A 15,309-nucleotide genomic window follows, 5' to 3' on the forward strand; every position below is an offset into this window, starting at 1 on the left:
ATCGGAGTATATTGTACGTAAAGTACGTAAAGTTTTTACTGAATAAACGATATGAACGAATATAACTTTTGACTTGGAATAAACATGCAAGTAAACTTTGTACTATGATTGCTAAAATGGCGCTCCGCGGAAATTCCTCTCCATCCGCTTGGCGTCCATAAGGACGGAATTCGGTGGCTGCGAGCCTCACGGCTTTGCGGCGAATCGCTATTTTCGTTTTGAAGGAAAAGAGGTGCAGGGGGTTACATGATCGAAGTCAAGGAACTGACGAAAATATTCGGAACGAATCCCGAAAGGGGGGTACCGCTGCTTCGCAAAGGAATGTCCAAGCAGCAAATTTTTAAAGAAACGAAGCTGACAGTCGGCGTCAATCGGGCAAGCTTTACGGTGAACGAAGGGGAAATCTTCGTCATCATGGGGCTGTCGGGGAGCGGCAAGTCGACGCTGATCCGCATGCTCAACCGGCTGATCGAGCCGACGTCGGGACATATTTTGATCCGGGGTGAAGATATCGTCGCCATGAACGACGAACGTCTCAGGCAGCTGCGCCGCAAGCAGATGAGCATGGTTTTCCAGAAGTTCGCTTTGCTTCCTCACAAGACGGTGGCAGAGAATGTGGAATTTGGCCTGGAAATTCAGGGCGTGCCCAAATCGGTCCGGCGCAATAAAGCGCGGGAGTCGCTGCAGCTCGTAGGTCTTGCCGATTGGGAAGACAGTTATCCCGATCAGCTCAGCGGCGGCATGCAGCAGCGGGTCGGACTGGCCAGGGCGCTGGCCAACGATCCGGACGTGCTGCTGATGGACGAAGCGTTCAGCGCGCTGGACCCGCTCATTCGCAAAGATTTGCAGGAAGAGCTGAGGGAGCTGCAGGAAAAGCTCAAGAAGACGATTATTTTCATTACCCACGATTTGAACGAGGCGCTGCGCATCGGGGACAGGATCGCGCTGATGAAGGACGGCTCGATCGTTCAGATCGGGACGCCTGAGGAGATCATGATCCGTCCCGCCGACGAGTACGTCGAGAAGTTCGTCGAAGACGTCGATCTTTCCCGGGTGCTGACGGCAGCGCATATTATGCGCCGGCCGGAGGCGATCACGCTTGATCGCGGCGGCCCGCGCGTAGCTTTGCAGCTGATGAGGGACAACGGGATCTCCAACCTGTTCGTCGTGGACAAGGCGCGGACGCTGCTCGGCGTACTCACGGCCGACGACGCGTCGCAGGCAGTCAAGGAAGGCAAAAGACTGGAGGAAATCATGATCCGCGACGTTCCGTGCGTCACGCCGGATACGTTGCTGAACGATCTGTTCGAGCTGGTCGGCACGACCCGCGTGCCCGTTGCAGTGGTGAACGAGGAGCGGCGGCTCAAGGGGGTCATCGTCCGCGGCGCGGTGCTCGGCGCCTTGGCCGGCAGTCTCCGCTCGAACGACGAAGGGGGGGCTGACATACGATGAGCAAGCTTCCTATCGCTTCGATTGTCGAGAGTGTTGTCGATTGGCTGGAGGAGTACTGCGCGTTCCTGTTCGATTTTCTTGCTCTTATTATTGAAGGGACGGTCGACGTGTTCTCGGCGGTGTTTCATTTCATCCCGCCGCTGCTGCTCGCTGTCCTGCTGGCGGCGCTGGCTTACCGGCTCGGGCGCTGGCCGCTCGGCGTGTTCGCTTTGGCCGGACTGCTGCTGATTCAGAACCTCGAGCTGTGGGACGGCATGATCGATACGCTGGCGCTCGTCATGACTTCCGCCGTCCTTTCCATCGTGTTCGGATTGCCTGTCGGGATATTGTGCGCCAAGCGGCCTTCCGTCAGCAACGTGATGACACCGATGCTGGATTTCATGCAGACGATGCCGGCGTTCGTCTATCTTATCCCGGCGGTGGCCTTTTTCGGACTCGGCGTCGTGCCGGGCGTTATCGCATCGGTCATTTTCTCGGTACCGCCGACGATCCGGCTGACGAACCTCGGCATCCGCCAAGTTCCGGCCGAGCTGACCGAGGCGGCCGACAGCTTCGGCTCTACCGCCGGACAGAAGCTGTTCAAGGTGCAGCTGCCGCTGGCTATGCCGACGATTATGGCCGGTATCAACCAGACGATCATGCTGTCGCTGTCGATGGTCGTTATCGCGGCGATGATCGGCGCCCAGGGGCTCGGAACGGAAGTATACCGCGCCGTTACCCAGCTCAAAATAGGTGAAGGCTTTGAAGCGGGACTGGCTGTCGTTATCGTTGCGATTTTGCTGGACCGTTTGACGCAAAAAGCGATTAAAACAAGGGGGAAATCTTCGAAATGAAACTGAACGTATTTGGAAAAACGGCACTTTCGCTCATGTTGACAGGATGCCTGGTCATTGCCGGTTGCGGGACTAAGCAGTCGGAGCCAGCAGGTGGAGAAACGCCGCAAGCCGGCGGCGGGGAGAACGCGTCCATCGCTGCCGTCAACAAAGAGTTGAAATACGAAATCATCGGCATCGACCCTGGCGCCGGCATCATGCAGTCGACGGCCAAGGCGCTTGAGGAATACGGACTGTCGGATTGGAAGCTGGTTGAAAGCTCCGGCACGGCCATGGCTGCGGCTCTGGATAAAGCGTATAAAGATAAAAAGCCGATTATCGTGACCGGCTGGACGCCCCACTGGAAATTCGCCAAATATGATCTGAAGTACTTGGAAGACCCGAAAAATGTGTACGGCGGCGACGAGCAGATCCATACGATCGTGCGCAAAGGGCTGAAGGACGAGCATCCGTCCGCTTACGACGTGCTTGACCGTTTCGAATGGACGCCGGATGATATGGCGAAGGTGATGGTCAGCATTCAAGATGGCGAGAAGCCTGAAGCAGCAGCCAAAAAGTGGGTGGAGGAGAATGCGGCCAAGGTGGACGAATGGGTGAAGGACGTTCCGAAGGCCGAGGGCAAGTCGCTTAAGCTCGCTTATGTCGCCTGGGATTCGGAGATTGCCAGCACGAACGTGGTCAAGGAAGTGCTGGAGTCTCGCATCGGATATAAGGTGCAGCTGATGCAGGTTGAAGCGGGCCCGATGTGGGCCGGTGTCGCCGGCGGCGACGCCGATGCGATCGTGGCTGCTTGGCTGCCGACGACGCACAAGGATTACTACGAGAAGTTCAAGGATCAGGTCGAGGATCTCGGTCCGAACCTGAACGGTACGAAGATCGGCCTCGTCGTGCCGAGCTACGTTCCGCTGAACTCCATTGAGGATCTGAAAATCAAGTAACTCCAGCCCGTATCGAGGTGCAAGCGCCCCCGTATTCCCCAGGGATACGGGGCGTTTTTCGTAACGTGGCAGGAAGTTGAATTTCGCTGAAGCGTTAAAGCGAAGTGCGATTTTCGGCCCAGTGTTACCGCCAAATTTTCAAGAGAGACGCCCATGCCGCTGGCACGGCACCACCAGAAGATAAAAATGGCGAGAGAGAGCCAGCAATTGGTTGTCAAACATTTGTCGGAAAACCCGGCGGCGCATATGTTGTTACTCCCTGACAAATAGGGCATAATGTTAGTTATACTAATGGAAGTTGCCGGAAAAGAGGAAGCGGTCATGAGCTACAACGATACGTTTATACGCGCATGCAGAAAACAGCCTGTCGATCATGTGCCGGTATGGTATATGCGGCAGGCGGGGCGGTACGATCCGGACTATCGCAAGATCAAGGAGAAATACAGTTTGCTGGACATTTGCAAGCAGCCGGAGCTTGCGGCCGAAGTGACCATGATGCCGGTTCGCAAGCTCGGCGTCGATGCGGCGATCCTGTATTCCGATATCATGAATCCGGTGGCCTCGATCGGCATCGATTTCGATATCGTGAAGAACATCGGTCCGGTCATTCATAACCCGATCCGCAGCGCGGAGGACGTGCGCCGGCTGAAGCCGATCGACGTCGAAGGCGATTTGCCGCATATTTTGCGCACGATCGAGATTTTGGCGGCCGAGCTCAAGGTGCCGCTGATCTCATTCGCCGGAGCGCCGTTTACGCTGGCCAGCTATCTGATCGAAGGGAAGCCGTCGAAGAGCTACATTCGCACCAAAGAGCTGATGTACGGCGAGCCGGCCGTCTGGTTCGAGCTGATGGAGAAGCTCGGAGACATGGTCATTGCTTATTTGCGCTCGCATATCGCTGCCGGGGCCAAGGCGGTGCAGCTGTTCGACAGCTGGGTCGGGGCGCTGTCGCCGGCTGATTTCAAGACGTACGTGCTGCCGACGATCGAACGCATTTTCGCAGGGCTGAGCGATTTGACGGAGCCCAAAATTTATTTCCCCGGCGTCAGCTCGGGCGAGCTGCTGCCTGCTCTGCGCAACGTGAAGGCTGATGTGATCGGACTCGACTGGCGCGTGAGCATTGAGGAAGGGCGGCGCCGGACAGGCGGCGGCTTTGCCGTGCAGGGCAATCTCGATCCTTACGTGCTGACGGCACCGATGGAGCTGATCGAGTCGCAAGCCCGGGCGATTATCGACGAAGGCATCAAGGAGCCCGGCTACATTTTCAACCTCGGCCACGGCCTGTTCCCGGAAGCTTCGATCGACAAGCTGCAGCGGCTGACCGAGTTCATTCACGAATATTCCGGCGGAATGGTCGGCCAGGCGGGAGAGCCGGCCGCCGCCGTACAGAAAAGCGGTGCATCGTCATGACGAATAAAGAAAAAATCGGCATCCTTGTGATGTCGTACGGAACTCCCGAAAGTCTTGATCAAATAGAGGCTTATTATACGCATATCCGCAGGGGACATCCTCCGACGCCGGAACAGCTGCGCGAGCTGACGGAACGGTACGAGGCGATCGTCGGAGGCGTCTTTCCGCTCAGGGAGAATACGAATAAGCAGGTGCAAGCGCTTGAAGCCAGACTGAACGAGAAATATCCTCAGATCGCTTTTTCCTGTTATCAGGGGCTGAAGCATGCGCCGCCGTTCATCGAGGACGGCGTCGAGCAAATGGTGCGCGACGGCATCAAAGAGGCGGTCGGCGTTGTGCTGGCTCCCCACTATTCGGTCATGAGCGTAGGCGGCTATATGAAGCGGGCCAAGGAAAAGGCGGATGAGCTGGGCCTTGAGCGCATCCGTTTCGTGAAGAGCTACCACCTGCATCCGAAGCTGATCGAAGCGCTCTCCCTGCGCGTGGAAGAATGCATGGCGCGCTTCGGGAACGTCGGCCGCGAGCAGGTGCGGGTCATTTTCACCGCGCACAGCCTGCCCGAGAAAATATTGGAGATGGGCGACCCGTATGTGGACCAACTGATGGAGACGTCCAAAACGGTGGCCGAACGAACGGGAATCACGAACTGGCAATTCGGCTGGCAAAGCGCGGGCAGGACGAAGGAACCTTGGCTTGGTCCGGATATTTTGGACATCCTGCGCAATATCAAGAAAGAAGAAGCGGTGGAGCATGTGATCGTCTGCCCGGTCGGGTTCGTTTCGGACCATCTGGAGGTGCTGTACGATATCGATATCGAAGCGCAGCAGACGGCACGCGGGCTGGGGATTCATCTCGAACGGACGCGTTCGTTGAATACCGACCCGCTGTATATGGAAGCATTGAGCGAAGTCATATACGAGCAGTGGGCTGCGAAGTAACAGGCGAAGGGTGCTGCCGTCGCCATATCGCCAGTGTCGGCAGCGCCTGAGGCAGCGGCTTGGCTGCTGCCGGCTTTTTCTGCATTTCGGTTATTATATCGTAAAAGGTGTAGGTGGAGACGATGAACGAACAACGCATCCGGTCCGATGCCAAATCGGCGGCCGCCTTTGCGGAAGCGAAGCGGTACATTCCCGGAGGGGTCAACAGCCCTGTCAGGGCATTCAAATCGGTAGGCCTGACTCCCTTGTTCATATCCCGGGGGCAAGGCTCGCGCGTCTGGGATATCGACGGCAACGAATTTATCGACTACGTCGGCTCCTGGGGGCCGCTGATCGTCGGCCACGCTCATCCGCGGGTAGTCGAAGCGGTGCAGCGGGCCGCGGAGGCAGGCACCAGCTTTGGCGCGCCGACGGAGCTGGAGACGGAGATGGCCAAGCTGGTGGCCGAGCGCGTCCCGTCGATTGAGCTCGTCCGCATGGTCAACTCCGGGACGGAGGCGACGATGAGCGCGCTGCGGCTCGCCCGCGGCTATACCGGGCGCAGCAAAATCGTCAAGTTCGAAGGCTGTTATCACGGGCACGCCGATTCGCTGCTGATCAAGGCGGGTTCTGGCGTTGCGACGCTCGGCCTGCCGGACAGCCCCGGCGTGCCGGATGGCGTCGCCGCAAATACGATTACGGTGCCTTACAACGATCTCGATTCGATCAAGCTCGTGTTCGAGAAGTTCGGCGAGGAGATCGCCGCGGTCATCGTGGAGCCGGTCGCCGGCAATATGGGTGTCGTTCCGCCGCTTCCCGGCTATTTGCAGGGCTTGCGAGACGTGACGAGCAAGTACGGAAGCCTGTTAATATTCGACGAGGTGATGACGGGCTTCCGCGTCGGACTGAACTGCGCGCAGGGGCTGTACGGCGTCACTCCGGATTTGACGACGCTCGGCAAAGTCATCGGCGGCGGTCTGCCTGTCGGCGCTTACGGCGGCAAGCGGGAGATTATGGAGCAGATCGCGCCGGCCGGGCCGATCTATCAGGCCGGCACGCTGTCCGGCAATCCGTTGGCGATGGCGGCAGGCTACACGACGCTGAAGCTGCTCGGCGAGCCCGGCGTATACGAGGAGCTGGAGCGAAAAGCGGCGAGGCTGGAGGAAGGCTTCGCGGCCAACGCCAAGGAGCTTGGCATTGCCTCGACGATCAACCGGGTCGGTTCGATGATCTGTCCGTTCTTCACGGAGGCGAAGGTCATTAATTACGAGACGGCCAAGCAATCGGATCTGCAGCGGTTCAACCGCTATTTCGCCAATCTGCTGAATTTTGGCATCTCGATTGCGCCTTCGCAATTTGAAGGGATGTTCGTCTCGACCGCGCATACGGATGACGATATTGAGAAGACGATCGAAGCGCATTACGAGGCGTTAAAACAATTGTAACGGCAAAAGGGGCTGTCTCCGGCACGATCGGGCGGATCGGAGATTCAGCCCCTTGTTGCGTTATCTGACATAAACTCGTCCACGCTGCGGTCCGCCTTGCTCTGATTGCACAAGCTGCAGGCGCAGACGCAATTGACCGGGGTCGTATGGCCGCCCTTGGCCCGCGGCAGCAAGTGATCGATCGTATCGCCGTATCCGCCGCAATAGAAACAGGTATACCGATCGCGGGTCAATATATAGCGGCGGAATTTCTTGTTGCTGTACAATCGGCGGATCGTGTGCCGGTTGACGACGATGGCCGCGTGCTCCTTGACAAGGGTGATCGCCAGCTCCAGGTCGGTTTCCTGCTGCCATCTGCGGCCTTTGTCCGTTTTGCCGCGCATCCATATGTGCCCGCTGCGGGTAGGCCTCAGCACTGACACGTCGAGCCCCTTCGGCACAGGCGGCGGAGCCGGAAGCGGGCGTCGGGCGAGCGGACGGACCGGCGGCCTTGGAGCCGCAGCGATCTGTCCGTCGGCCGGTCCCGGGCCTGACTGCCGTCCTGCGGCCGCAGGTCCGGCTTCAGGCGGCTGGGTGCGGCCGCTCCGCTTCTGCTGGCGGCAAGCGCGGCAGGCGCCGCGGCGCGAGCCTTTGCCCGATCTGCGGCCGGTACGGCGCAAAAATTCAGACAGCGGCCGCACGCGCTTGCAGTGCGCGCACGTTTTATATCGGCTGTGTGCTTCCACTGTTTCCGCTGCTTCTGCCGCTCCGGCTGCCGGTTCGTCCGGGGAAGCTTCGCTTTGAGGTATCTGGTCCATGATGTCACCTCGAGTCTATGACGGATTTCCGATCTTTCGATGGCTTTATGATTATTGTACATCAATTCGCCTTCGCAAGCATATGCCGTTCCTCCGAAAAGAGCGGAGGGGAAATTTTGGTTATAGCTGGTGAGAGATGAGGCTTGGGCTGGCGGAAATGCGATATGGCGATGAGCTCCCCGCAATTGGGTGCTCCGCGCCCTTGTGCGGCCCGCCGCCGGAGCATGCGCCTGCAGCAAAAAGGAGGCTCTGTCCGAAGAACGGACGGCCTCCTTGTGCGCGAATCGCACGGCTTCAATATTCATGACCGGTGCCGCCACCTTGCCTGACCGAGGTCAGGCGGCGCCGCGCCTTCACACGCCGCGGTTTTCCCACCTTTACAGCGGCGGTTCGGTCGGGGGAACGGTCCGTTCGGCAAGGCGCGGCTTCCGGCTGCGGCTGCGGCTGCGGCCGGCTAATACGACGCATTGCTTGACCGACGCACCCGCTTCTCGGCCTGCTCGCGCAGAAACTCGGGATGGTCGTACGAACCGCCCGGATCGATCTCGTCGACGCCGTCCCACGGGCGGTGCGCCTTGACCTTGTCCGGGTTGTCATAGACGAGGAAGGCGGAAGGAAGCCGCCGTTCGCCATACCGGCTGGACGGCTTCGTCACCAGCTCGCCGCCAACGACCATTTCGGACGATGCGCCTCCGTCGAGGAAGCCTGCGTTGACTGCGCCCTCGGCCAGCAGCAGGTCTTGCACCTCCCGAAGCGTAGCGCCGATGCTGTGCGGCTGCCGGCCGTCGATAACGACGAAGATGACGGTCCCGTCCGCCCGCTGTCCGACGGCTGTGCGCGGCGCCCGGCCCCAACCGCCGTCGCCGCTCGTAATCAGCGGCTTGCCGTTGGCAATCGTGCGCGGATAGAACGAGACCGCTTCCGTGACCCCCATTTCCCTCAGTTCGAACATATCGTATTTGCCGATGACAAGCTGCCCTTCCTTGGTGAAGCCAACGATGTGCTGCTTGACGCTGCCGTCCTGATCGGTGAAAACGATGTCCCCGCCGGACAGGATGGCACCGATGGCCGCGAAGCCGTTGCCGAGCCCTTCCGGATCGGTAAAGCCTCCGCCGTTGACGCCCGCTATTGCCCCCGTGCGCTTGACCATGGAGGTGATCCGCTCGCCCTCCCCCGCATGAGCCGGTGTCATTACGCGAATCGTAGTCGGGTCGTATACGTACATCTTTTTGCCGACCCAATAGTCGCCTTGAATGTCTTCGACCTTGATCAGCTCGTCGATGGACCGGCGCTTCACCTGTACGAGACGCAGATCCTGCTTTTCGGCGGCGGCCCGCTCCGTCGCCTGCTGCAGCTCCTCGACCATCCGGTCGCGCCGCTCGGCTCCGACCAAAATCCAAGCCCAGCTGCGATGCTGCGTCGAAATGACGGTCTGCGCCAAAAAGACGCGAATATCGGTTCCGGGTCCGGTCAAATACAGGAATCCCGACGTAACGAACAGGATAATAACGATCAGGAGAAGCGTTCGCTTGATGCGGCTCCGCCTGCGCTGCGGCCGAAAGGCTATGTTCAAGGCCGATCACTCCCCCTGCAATTCGTAGAATTTACCCAAAACCCAAATCGCTACTATTCTACCATATAGGGGAGAGGCGTTAGTAGCTTCTACGGATCCGTCACCTGCGGTATTGAAAATTCGCCGATGAGCTTCGTCGAATTATCAAGACAGGATGGCTTTTGGCATCAAGCACGCAGTCTGCTACAATGGCGGTACGAAGACTAAGGATGCTTGGAGGACACCGATGCTGGAGAGATACAACTTTTACGGCGTGACGCTGGAATTGGCCTTATTCATGCTGCTGTTTGCGGCGGGCTGGCTGGCTGTCATGCTCTATGCATACCGGGAAGCGGGAACGTGGAAACGGACGGGCCATGAGACCGAAGAGCGGAAGCGAGTCCGGTCATGAAGGGCGCAAGACGCAAAGGCGAGTGGTGGGAAGTTCTGCTCAGCGCAGAGAAGAAGGCGGAGCAGGACCCGGGACAACTGCTGGAGCAGCTGTCCCGGCAAGCGGCGGTCAGCCGCAAATGGTTGTCCGGCCTCTGGCATTCCGGAGGCATTCGGCTTCAGGGGAACCGGCTGCTGCTGAAGCTTTTCCCGGAAGAGACGCTGCCGTTTGCTCCCGATTTTACGATGATTGACGTGCTGTACGAGGATGACTTTTGCCTGGTTGCGGCGAAGCCGGCCGGCATGAAGGTGCATCCGACGTTCGAGGGGGAGAAAGGCACGCTGCTGCAGGCCGTCGCCGGCCACCTGCAGGCAGCCGGGGAAGCGGCTCGCCCGCGTCATATTCACCGGCTGGACGAGCAGACGACGGGGCCCGTCCTGTTCGCCAAATGCAACTGGGCCCAGCAAGCGCTCGACGCGGCGATGCGTGAGAAGCGAGTGGAACGGCTGTATGCGGCGCTCGTTCAAGGACGGCTGGCCAAGCGGGAGGGCACGATCGACGCTCCGATCGGCCGGGACCGGCATCATCCGTCGCGCCGCCGCGTATCGCCCGGCGGTTCTCCGGCCGTTACCCGCTTCGCCGTGGCGGAGCTGCTGCCTTCCGCTTCGTTGGTGAGGCTGCGCCTGGAGACGGGCCGGACGCATCAAATTCGCGTTCATATGAGCTATGCGGGCCATCCGCTTCTCGGGGACGCGCTGTATGGCGGGCGCGATGCCGGGATGGGCCGCCAGGCGCTGCATGGGGAGCGGCTTGTTTTTCCGCATCCCTGGACTGGGGAGATTGTCGAGACAGAGGCAGACTGGCCGGACGATTTCCGATCCCTCTATGAACGGCTAAAAAATTCATAGTCATGCGCCTTCCTCCGCAGCCATATACATGTACAGAGAAGCACCCCACGTTTTAGAGTGCGCATGTCTACGAGGGAATATGGAGGGAGGACTTGCATTGGCGAAGCAACATAACGGTTTGCGATTCGATATTTATGAACGGGTTCATTTGTCCGAGGGCGTAACGGGGATCAAGGAGCTGGAAGGGATCGAGCTCAGTCCCCATATTCAAGTGCTTACACAAGGTGACCAAGCTGTTCTTCGCGGCAATCTGCTGCTAAGCGGGACGTATGTGGACGAGCAAGAGCGGCCGGCGCAGATGCTGGAGCACCTGATCCCCGTTGAAATTACGCTGCCGCTGAACCGGGTTCATCGCATGGAGGACATTTCGGTGGAGATCGAAAATTTCGATGTCGATCTCTTGTCTTCCCGCAGTCTGAATGTGACGGGCGTACTGTCGCTGAACGGCCTGGAGATCGCCCCTTCAGGGCGCGAAGAGGTATGGAGCGAGGCGGAGGAGGAAGCGGTATTCGTGGCCGAGCCCCGGCGGCACGCGGAGCCGGAGCCAGCGGCACAGGCGGGATGGAGGTCAGAGCCAGCGGCTCAGGCGGGACGGCAACCGGAGCCGGCCGCACCGCGGGAACCGCAATCGGAGCCAGCGGCACAGGCGGGATGGAGGTCAGAGCCAGCGGCTCAGGCGGGACGGCAACCGGAGCCGGCCGCACCGCGGGAACCGCAATCGGAGCCAGCGGCTCAGGCGGGACGGCAACCGGAGCCGGCCGCACCGCGGGAACCGCAATCGGAGCCAGCGGCTCAGGCGGGCTGGCCGCCGGGTCCGGCCGCACCGCGGGAACCGCAATCGGAGCCTGCCGCTCAGGCGGGCTGGCCGTCGGGTCCGGCCGCTCCGTGGGGAGCGCAGTCCGGTGCGGAATCTCCGCAGCCGGCTGCGGAGTTCGGCGCGGCGCCTGCCGAGCGGGTCGAGAGCGTCGCGGCCGAGCCGGCCAAAGCGCCGGATGTTGAACCGTCCGAGCCGCCCCAGGCGGAAAACGCCGAGGTGCTCATAGAGGCGGAGGAGCCGCAGGAGGCTGCACCGTCCGAAGAGAAGAAAGAGATGAAGATCGCTTTCGGGAGCAAGAAGACCGAGTCTTGGGAAGCAGCGGAGGTGGAGCAGGAGTCGGCGGCTTCGGAGGAGAAACCGCTCGGGCTGAAGTCGCTGTTGCAGCAAAGCTCATCGAAGCAGGAGACGAGACCGGAGGAGGATTCCGCCCCTGACGAGGACAAAAGCCTGTCCGCCGACAGCCGCGTAGAATGGAAGAAGCTGCTGCTTAACCCGAAGAACGAGCAGCAGGAGTTCAGACGGCTGCGTCTGTGCATTGTACAGAAGGAAGAAACGCTGGAGTCGATCGCCAAGCGCTACGAAATGAATCCGCGGGAGATCGCTTTATTCAATCGATTGGGCGACGGGGAAGTGAGCGAAGGCCAGATCGTCTACATCCCGAAATAAGCGGCGATGCCCATAAAAATACGACGAATGCTTAACCGGACGGCCGAAGCAGGCTTGTCCGGCCTTTTTTTGGGCATACTGAAAAATAACCAACATGTTGACTCTCCAGGCGATGTTGTTTATCATAAATGCATAATGCTTTGCAAATGCCGTGAAAGGGAGTAGTAGACGGGATACCCTTCAGAGAACGGGACTGCCTTAAGCAGGCGCTGAGAAGTCCCGCAGGACACAAGCCGTCGAAGTCGCCCCGGAGCAGCCGCATCGAAGCTTGCGCCAGGCGCCTGATAGATCGGGATCGCCCGCCGGCTAAGCTGCGGACGGAAGCAGCCGTTATCTGCAAAGAGTGCCGTTTGGAAGACTGCCGATCGGAAGGCAGCTTCTCCATGCGGAATGAAGGTGGTACCACGGAAGCTAAACCTTTCGTCCTTTGCGGCGCGAGGTTTTTTTTATTGTCATTGCCAGTCGAAATGTGGAGGTTGAATGTGTATGGAACAAGCGAACAAGGCGCAGGCGGCAACGTCCATGCCGACGCAGTACGATCCGAAGGAAGCGGAGAAAAAATGGTACGATTACTGGCTCAAGGGCCAATATTTCAAGGCGGGCAGACGTCCTGAAGCCAAGCCGTACACGGTTGTCATTCCGCCGCCGAACGTAACCGGCATGCTGCATATCGGACATGCGCTCGATTTTACGCTTCAGGATATCATGATTCGGATGAAGCGGATGCAGGGCTACGACGCCCTGTGGCTGCCGGGCACCGACCATGCGGGCATCGCCACGCAGACGAAGGTCGAACAGCGGCTGCGCGAGGAAGGCATTTCCCGTCATGATCTGGGGCGGGAGAAGTTTCTCGAGAAAGTATGGGACTGGAAGGAAACCTACGCCGGCACGATCCGCGAGCAGTGGGCCAAGATGGGCTTCTCGCTGGACTACTCGCGCGAGCGCTTTACGCTCGATAAGGGATTGTCCCGCGCCGTGCGCGAAGTTTTCGTAAGACTCTATGAAAAAGGTTTGATCTACCGCGGCAAATATATCATCAACTGGGACCCGGCGGCGCGCACCGCGCTGTCGGACATCGAAGTGGAATACAAGGAAGTGCAGGGCGCGCTCTATCATCTGAAGTATCCGGTAAAAGACAGCGACGAATTCATCGTCGTGGCGACGACGCGCCCGGAGACGATGCTGGGCGATACGGCGGTCGCGGTTCACCCCGAGGACGAGCGCTACCGGCACCTGATCGGCAAAACGCTCGTGCTGCCGATCATCGGCCGGGAAATCCCGATCATCGCCGATGAGTATGTCGAGAAGGAATTCGGCTCGGGCGCGGTCAAAATTACGCCGGCGCATGACCCGAACGACTTCGAGGTCGGCGGCCGCCACCATTTGCCGCAAGTGCTCGTCATGGACGAATCCGGCAAAATGAACGAGAACGCAGGCAAATACCAGGGGCTCGACCGCTTCGAGTGCCGGAAGCAGATCGTCGCTGATATGAAAGAACTCGGCGTGCTGGTCAAAATCGAGGAGCATGTCCACCAGGTCGGCCATAGCGAACGCAGCGGGGCGGTCGTCGAGCCTTATTTGTCGACACAGTGGTTCGTCAAGATGAAGCCGCTCGCCGAACGCGCGATCGAAGCGCAGAAGTCGGGCCAAGGCGTCAACTTCGTGCCGGAGCGGTTCGAAAAGACATATCTGCAATGGATCGAGAACGTGCGCGATTGGTGTATCTCGCGCCAGCTCTGGTGGGGACATCGCATTCCGGCTTGGCACTGCGGCGAATGCGGCGAAACGCACGTTTCGCGCGACGATGTGCATACCTGCAGCAAGTGCGGCTCGAGCAACCTGAAGCAGGACGAGGATGTGCTCGACACATGGTTCAGCTCGGCGCTGTGGCCGTTCTCGACGCTTGGCTGGCCGGAGCAGACGGAGGACTTCAAACGGTATTATCCGACCGACCTGCTCGTCACCGGCTACGACATCATTTATTTCTGGGTCGCCCGGATGATCTTCAGCGCGCTTGAATTTACCGGGGAGATTCCGTTTAAGGACGTGCTCATGCACGGCCTGGTGCGCGATGCCAACGGCCAGAAAATGTCCAAGTCGCTTGGCAACGGCGTCGATCCGCTGGAGGTTATCGAGAAGTACGGCGCGGACGCCATGCGCTTCATGATCTCGACGGGCTCGACGCCGGGGCAGGATTTGCGCTTCCGCTGGGAGAAGGTCGAGCAGGCGCGCAATTTTGCCAACAAGATATGGAACGCATCGCGCTTCGCCCTGATGAATCTGGAAGGCTTCACGGCCGGCGACATCGATCTGAGCGGCAGCCTGAGCACGGCCGACCGCTGGATTCTCCACCGGCTGAACGAGACGGTCCGCGACGTGACCCGGCTGGCAGACAGCTACGAGTTCGGGGAAACCGGCAGGCTGCTGTACAACTTCATTTGGGACGACCTTTGCGACTGGTATATCGAATTCAGCAAGCTGAGCTTGTACGGATCGGATGCTCAGGCGAAGAAGACGACGCAGTCGGTGCTGGCCTACGTGCTGGACCGTACACAGCGCCTGATTCACCCGTTCATGCCGTTCATCAGCGAGGAGATTTGGCAGCATCTGCCGCATGAGGGCGAGACGATTACGCTTGCCGCATGGCCCGAATACGATCCGGCGTTCGAAGCGCCGGACGCCGTCCGCGAGATGGAGCTGCTGATGGACATCATTCGCTCGGTTCGCAACATCCGGGCGGAAGTGAACGTGCCGATGAGCAAAAAGATCGAACTGCTTGTGAAGCCGGCCAGCGAAGAGTGGCTTGCGATTGTTCGCCGCAACGAGCATTATTTGGAGCGCTTCTGCAACACGTCCCGGCTTGAGGTCGGGCTGCCAATCGAAGCGCCGGACAAGGCGATGACCGGCATCGTGACGGGCGCCGAGCTGTTCCTGCCGCTGGCCGGGCTGATCGATATTGCCCAGGAAATTTCCAGGCTCGAGAAGGAGCTGAAGACGCTGCACGCCGAAGTGGAGCGGATCGAGAAGAAGCTGGCCAACCCGGGCTTCGTCGCCAAGGCGCCGGCCAAGGTCGTCGAGGAAGAAAAGGCGAAGCTTGCCGACTACGCCGACAAGCGGGACAAAGTAACGGCGCGGATGGCCGAACTGAAAGGATGAGCGCCGATGAACCGAGGAATTGAAGCA

General features: G+C 59.6%; 12 protein-coding genes. 10 read left to right on the forward strand and 2 right to left on the reverse strand.

Translation table 11 applies throughout. The annotated features are described in order from the left end of the window. The first annotated feature begins 246 nt into the window (after positions 1–246). The 6 genes from F591_RS0104835 to hemL all read left to right on the forward strand — a co-directional run bounded on the left by F591_RS0104835 (position 247) and on the right by hemL (position 6,995). Positions 247–1,452, forward strand: a complete 1,206-nt coding sequence (locus F591_RS0104835) for a quaternary amine ABC transporter ATP-binding protein (RefSeq protein ID WP_019533462.1) — start codon at positions 247–249, stop codon at positions 1,450–1,452. Beyond that, entirely contained in the window at positions 1,449–2,285 is an 837-nt protein-coding gene (locus F591_RS0104840) for an ABC transporter permease (RefSeq protein ID WP_019533463.1), read from the forward strand. The genes F591_RS0104835 and F591_RS0104840 overlap by 4 nt, the downstream gene beginning before the upstream one ends. Then, positions 2,282–3,223, forward strand: a complete 942-nt coding sequence (locus F591_RS0104845; protein WP_019533464.1) for a glycine betaine ABC transporter substrate-binding protein — start codon at positions 2,282–2,284, stop codon at positions 3,221–3,223. Before F591_RS0104840 ends, F591_RS0104845 begins: the two co-directional genes overlap by 4 nt. A 321-nt stretch (positions 3,224–3,544) precedes the next feature. After that, positions 3,545–4,633 (forward strand): uroporphyrinogen decarboxylase, encoded by a 1,089-nt coding sequence (hemE, locus tag F591_RS0104855; RefSeq protein ID WP_019533465.1) that lies wholly within the window; start codon positions 3,545–3,547, stop codon positions 4,631–4,633. Further along, positions 4,630–5,571 carry a ferrochelatase gene (gene hemH, locus F591_RS0104860; protein WP_019533466.1) on the forward strand — a complete coding sequence of 314 codons (942 nt, stop codon included), beginning with the start codon at positions 4,630–4,632 and terminating at the stop codon, positions 5,569–5,571. The genes hemE and hemH overlap by 4 nt, the downstream gene beginning before the upstream one ends. 122 nt (positions 5,572–5,693) lie before the next feature. Further along, a complete protein-coding gene (hemL, locus tag F591_RS0104865) occupies positions 5,694–6,995 on the forward strand; it encodes a glutamate-1-semialdehyde 2,1-aminomutase (protein WP_019533467.1) in 1,302 nt (433 codons plus the stop codon). A gap of 44 nt (positions 6,996–7,039) precedes the next feature. On the opposite strand, the gene F591_RS30010 is transcribed toward hemL, so the two are convergent. Continuing rightward, complete coding sequence (locus F591_RS30010) at positions 7,040–7,792, reverse strand: HNH endonuclease (RefSeq protein WP_083935316.1); 753 nt, start codon at positions 7,790–7,792, stop codon at positions 7,040–7,042. A 454-nt stretch (positions 7,793–8,246) separates the two neighbouring features. Continuing rightward, the gene (locus F591_RS27410) at positions 8,247–9,365 is read right to left on the reverse strand and encodes a phosphodiester glycosidase family protein (protein ID WP_019533468.1); all 1,119 of its coding nucleotides are present in this window, start codon (positions 9,363–9,365) and stop codon (positions 8,247–8,249) included. A 226-nt stretch (positions 9,366–9,591) separates the two neighbouring features. On the opposite strand from F591_RS27410, the gene F591_RS31240 reads away from it, so the two are divergent. From F591_RS31240 to F591_RS0104900, 4 genes are all read left to right on the forward strand, one after another. Beyond that, entirely contained in the window at positions 9,592–9,756 is a 165-nt protein-coding gene (locus F591_RS31240; protein WP_019533469.1) for a hypothetical protein, read from the forward strand. Continuing rightward, positions 9,753–10,643, forward strand: coding sequence for an RluA family pseudouridine synthase (locus F591_RS0104890; RefSeq protein WP_019533470.1), 891 nt, complete (start codon positions 9,753–9,755; stop codon positions 10,641–10,643). Before F591_RS31240 ends, F591_RS0104890 begins: the two co-directional genes overlap by 4 nt. A gap of 97 nt (positions 10,644–10,740) precedes the next feature. Then, positions 10,741–12,126: a LysM peptidoglycan-binding domain-containing protein gene (locus F591_RS0104895; protein WP_019533471.1), complete on the forward strand. Its 1,386-nt coding sequence runs from the start codon at positions 10,741–10,743 to the stop codon at positions 12,124–12,126. A 486-nt stretch (positions 12,127–12,612) separates the two neighbouring features. Continuing rightward, positions 12,613–15,282, forward strand: coding sequence for a valine--tRNA ligase (locus F591_RS0104900; protein WP_019533472.1), 2,670 nt, complete (start codon positions 12,613–12,615; stop codon positions 15,280–15,282). Positions 15,283–15,309 lie beyond the last annotated feature (27 nt).

It is taken from the genome of Paenibacillus ginsengihumi DSM 21568 (genome assembly GCF_000380965.1).
Classification (GTDB): domain Bacteria; phylum Bacillota; class Bacilli; order Paenibacillales; family NBRC-103111; genus Paenibacillus_G; species Paenibacillus_G ginsengihumi.

Coding starts and splice junctions, on each gene's coding strand:
- F591_RS0104835 (WP_019533462.1), top strand. CDS start 247: ATGATCGAAGTCAAGGAACTGACGAAAATATTCGGAACGAATCCCGAA.
- hemE (WP_019533465.1), top strand. CDS start 3,545: ATGAGCTACAACGATACGTTTATACGCGCATGCAGAAAACAGCCTGTC.
- F591_RS30010 (WP_083935316.1), bottom strand. CDS start 7,792: ATGGACCAGATACCTCAAAGCGAAGCTTCCCCGGACGAACCGGCAGCC.
- F591_RS0104840 (WP_019533463.1), top strand. CDS start 1,449: ATGAGCAAGCTTCCTATCGCTTCGATTGTCGAGAGTGTTGTCGATTGG.
- hemH (WP_019533466.1), top strand. CDS start 4,630: ATGACGAATAAAGAAAAAATCGGCATCCTTGTGATGTCGTACGGAACT.
- hemL (WP_019533467.1), top strand. CDS start 5,694: ATGAACGAACAACGCATCCGGTCCGATGCCAAATCGGCGGCCGCCTTT.
- F591_RS31240 (WP_019533469.1), top strand. CDS start 9,592: ATGCTGGAGAGATACAACTTTTACGGCGTGACGCTGGAATTGGCCTTA.
- F591_RS0104900 (WP_019533472.1), top strand. CDS start 12,613: ATGGAACAAGCGAACAAGGCGCAGGCGGCAACGTCCATGCCGACGCAG.
- F591_RS0104845 (WP_019533464.1), top strand. CDS start 2,282: ATGAAACTGAACGTATTTGGAAAAACGGCACTTTCGCTCATGTTGACA.
- F591_RS0104890 (WP_019533470.1), top strand. CDS start 9,753: ATGAAGGGCGCAAGACGCAAAGGCGAGTGGTGGGAAGTTCTGCTCAGC.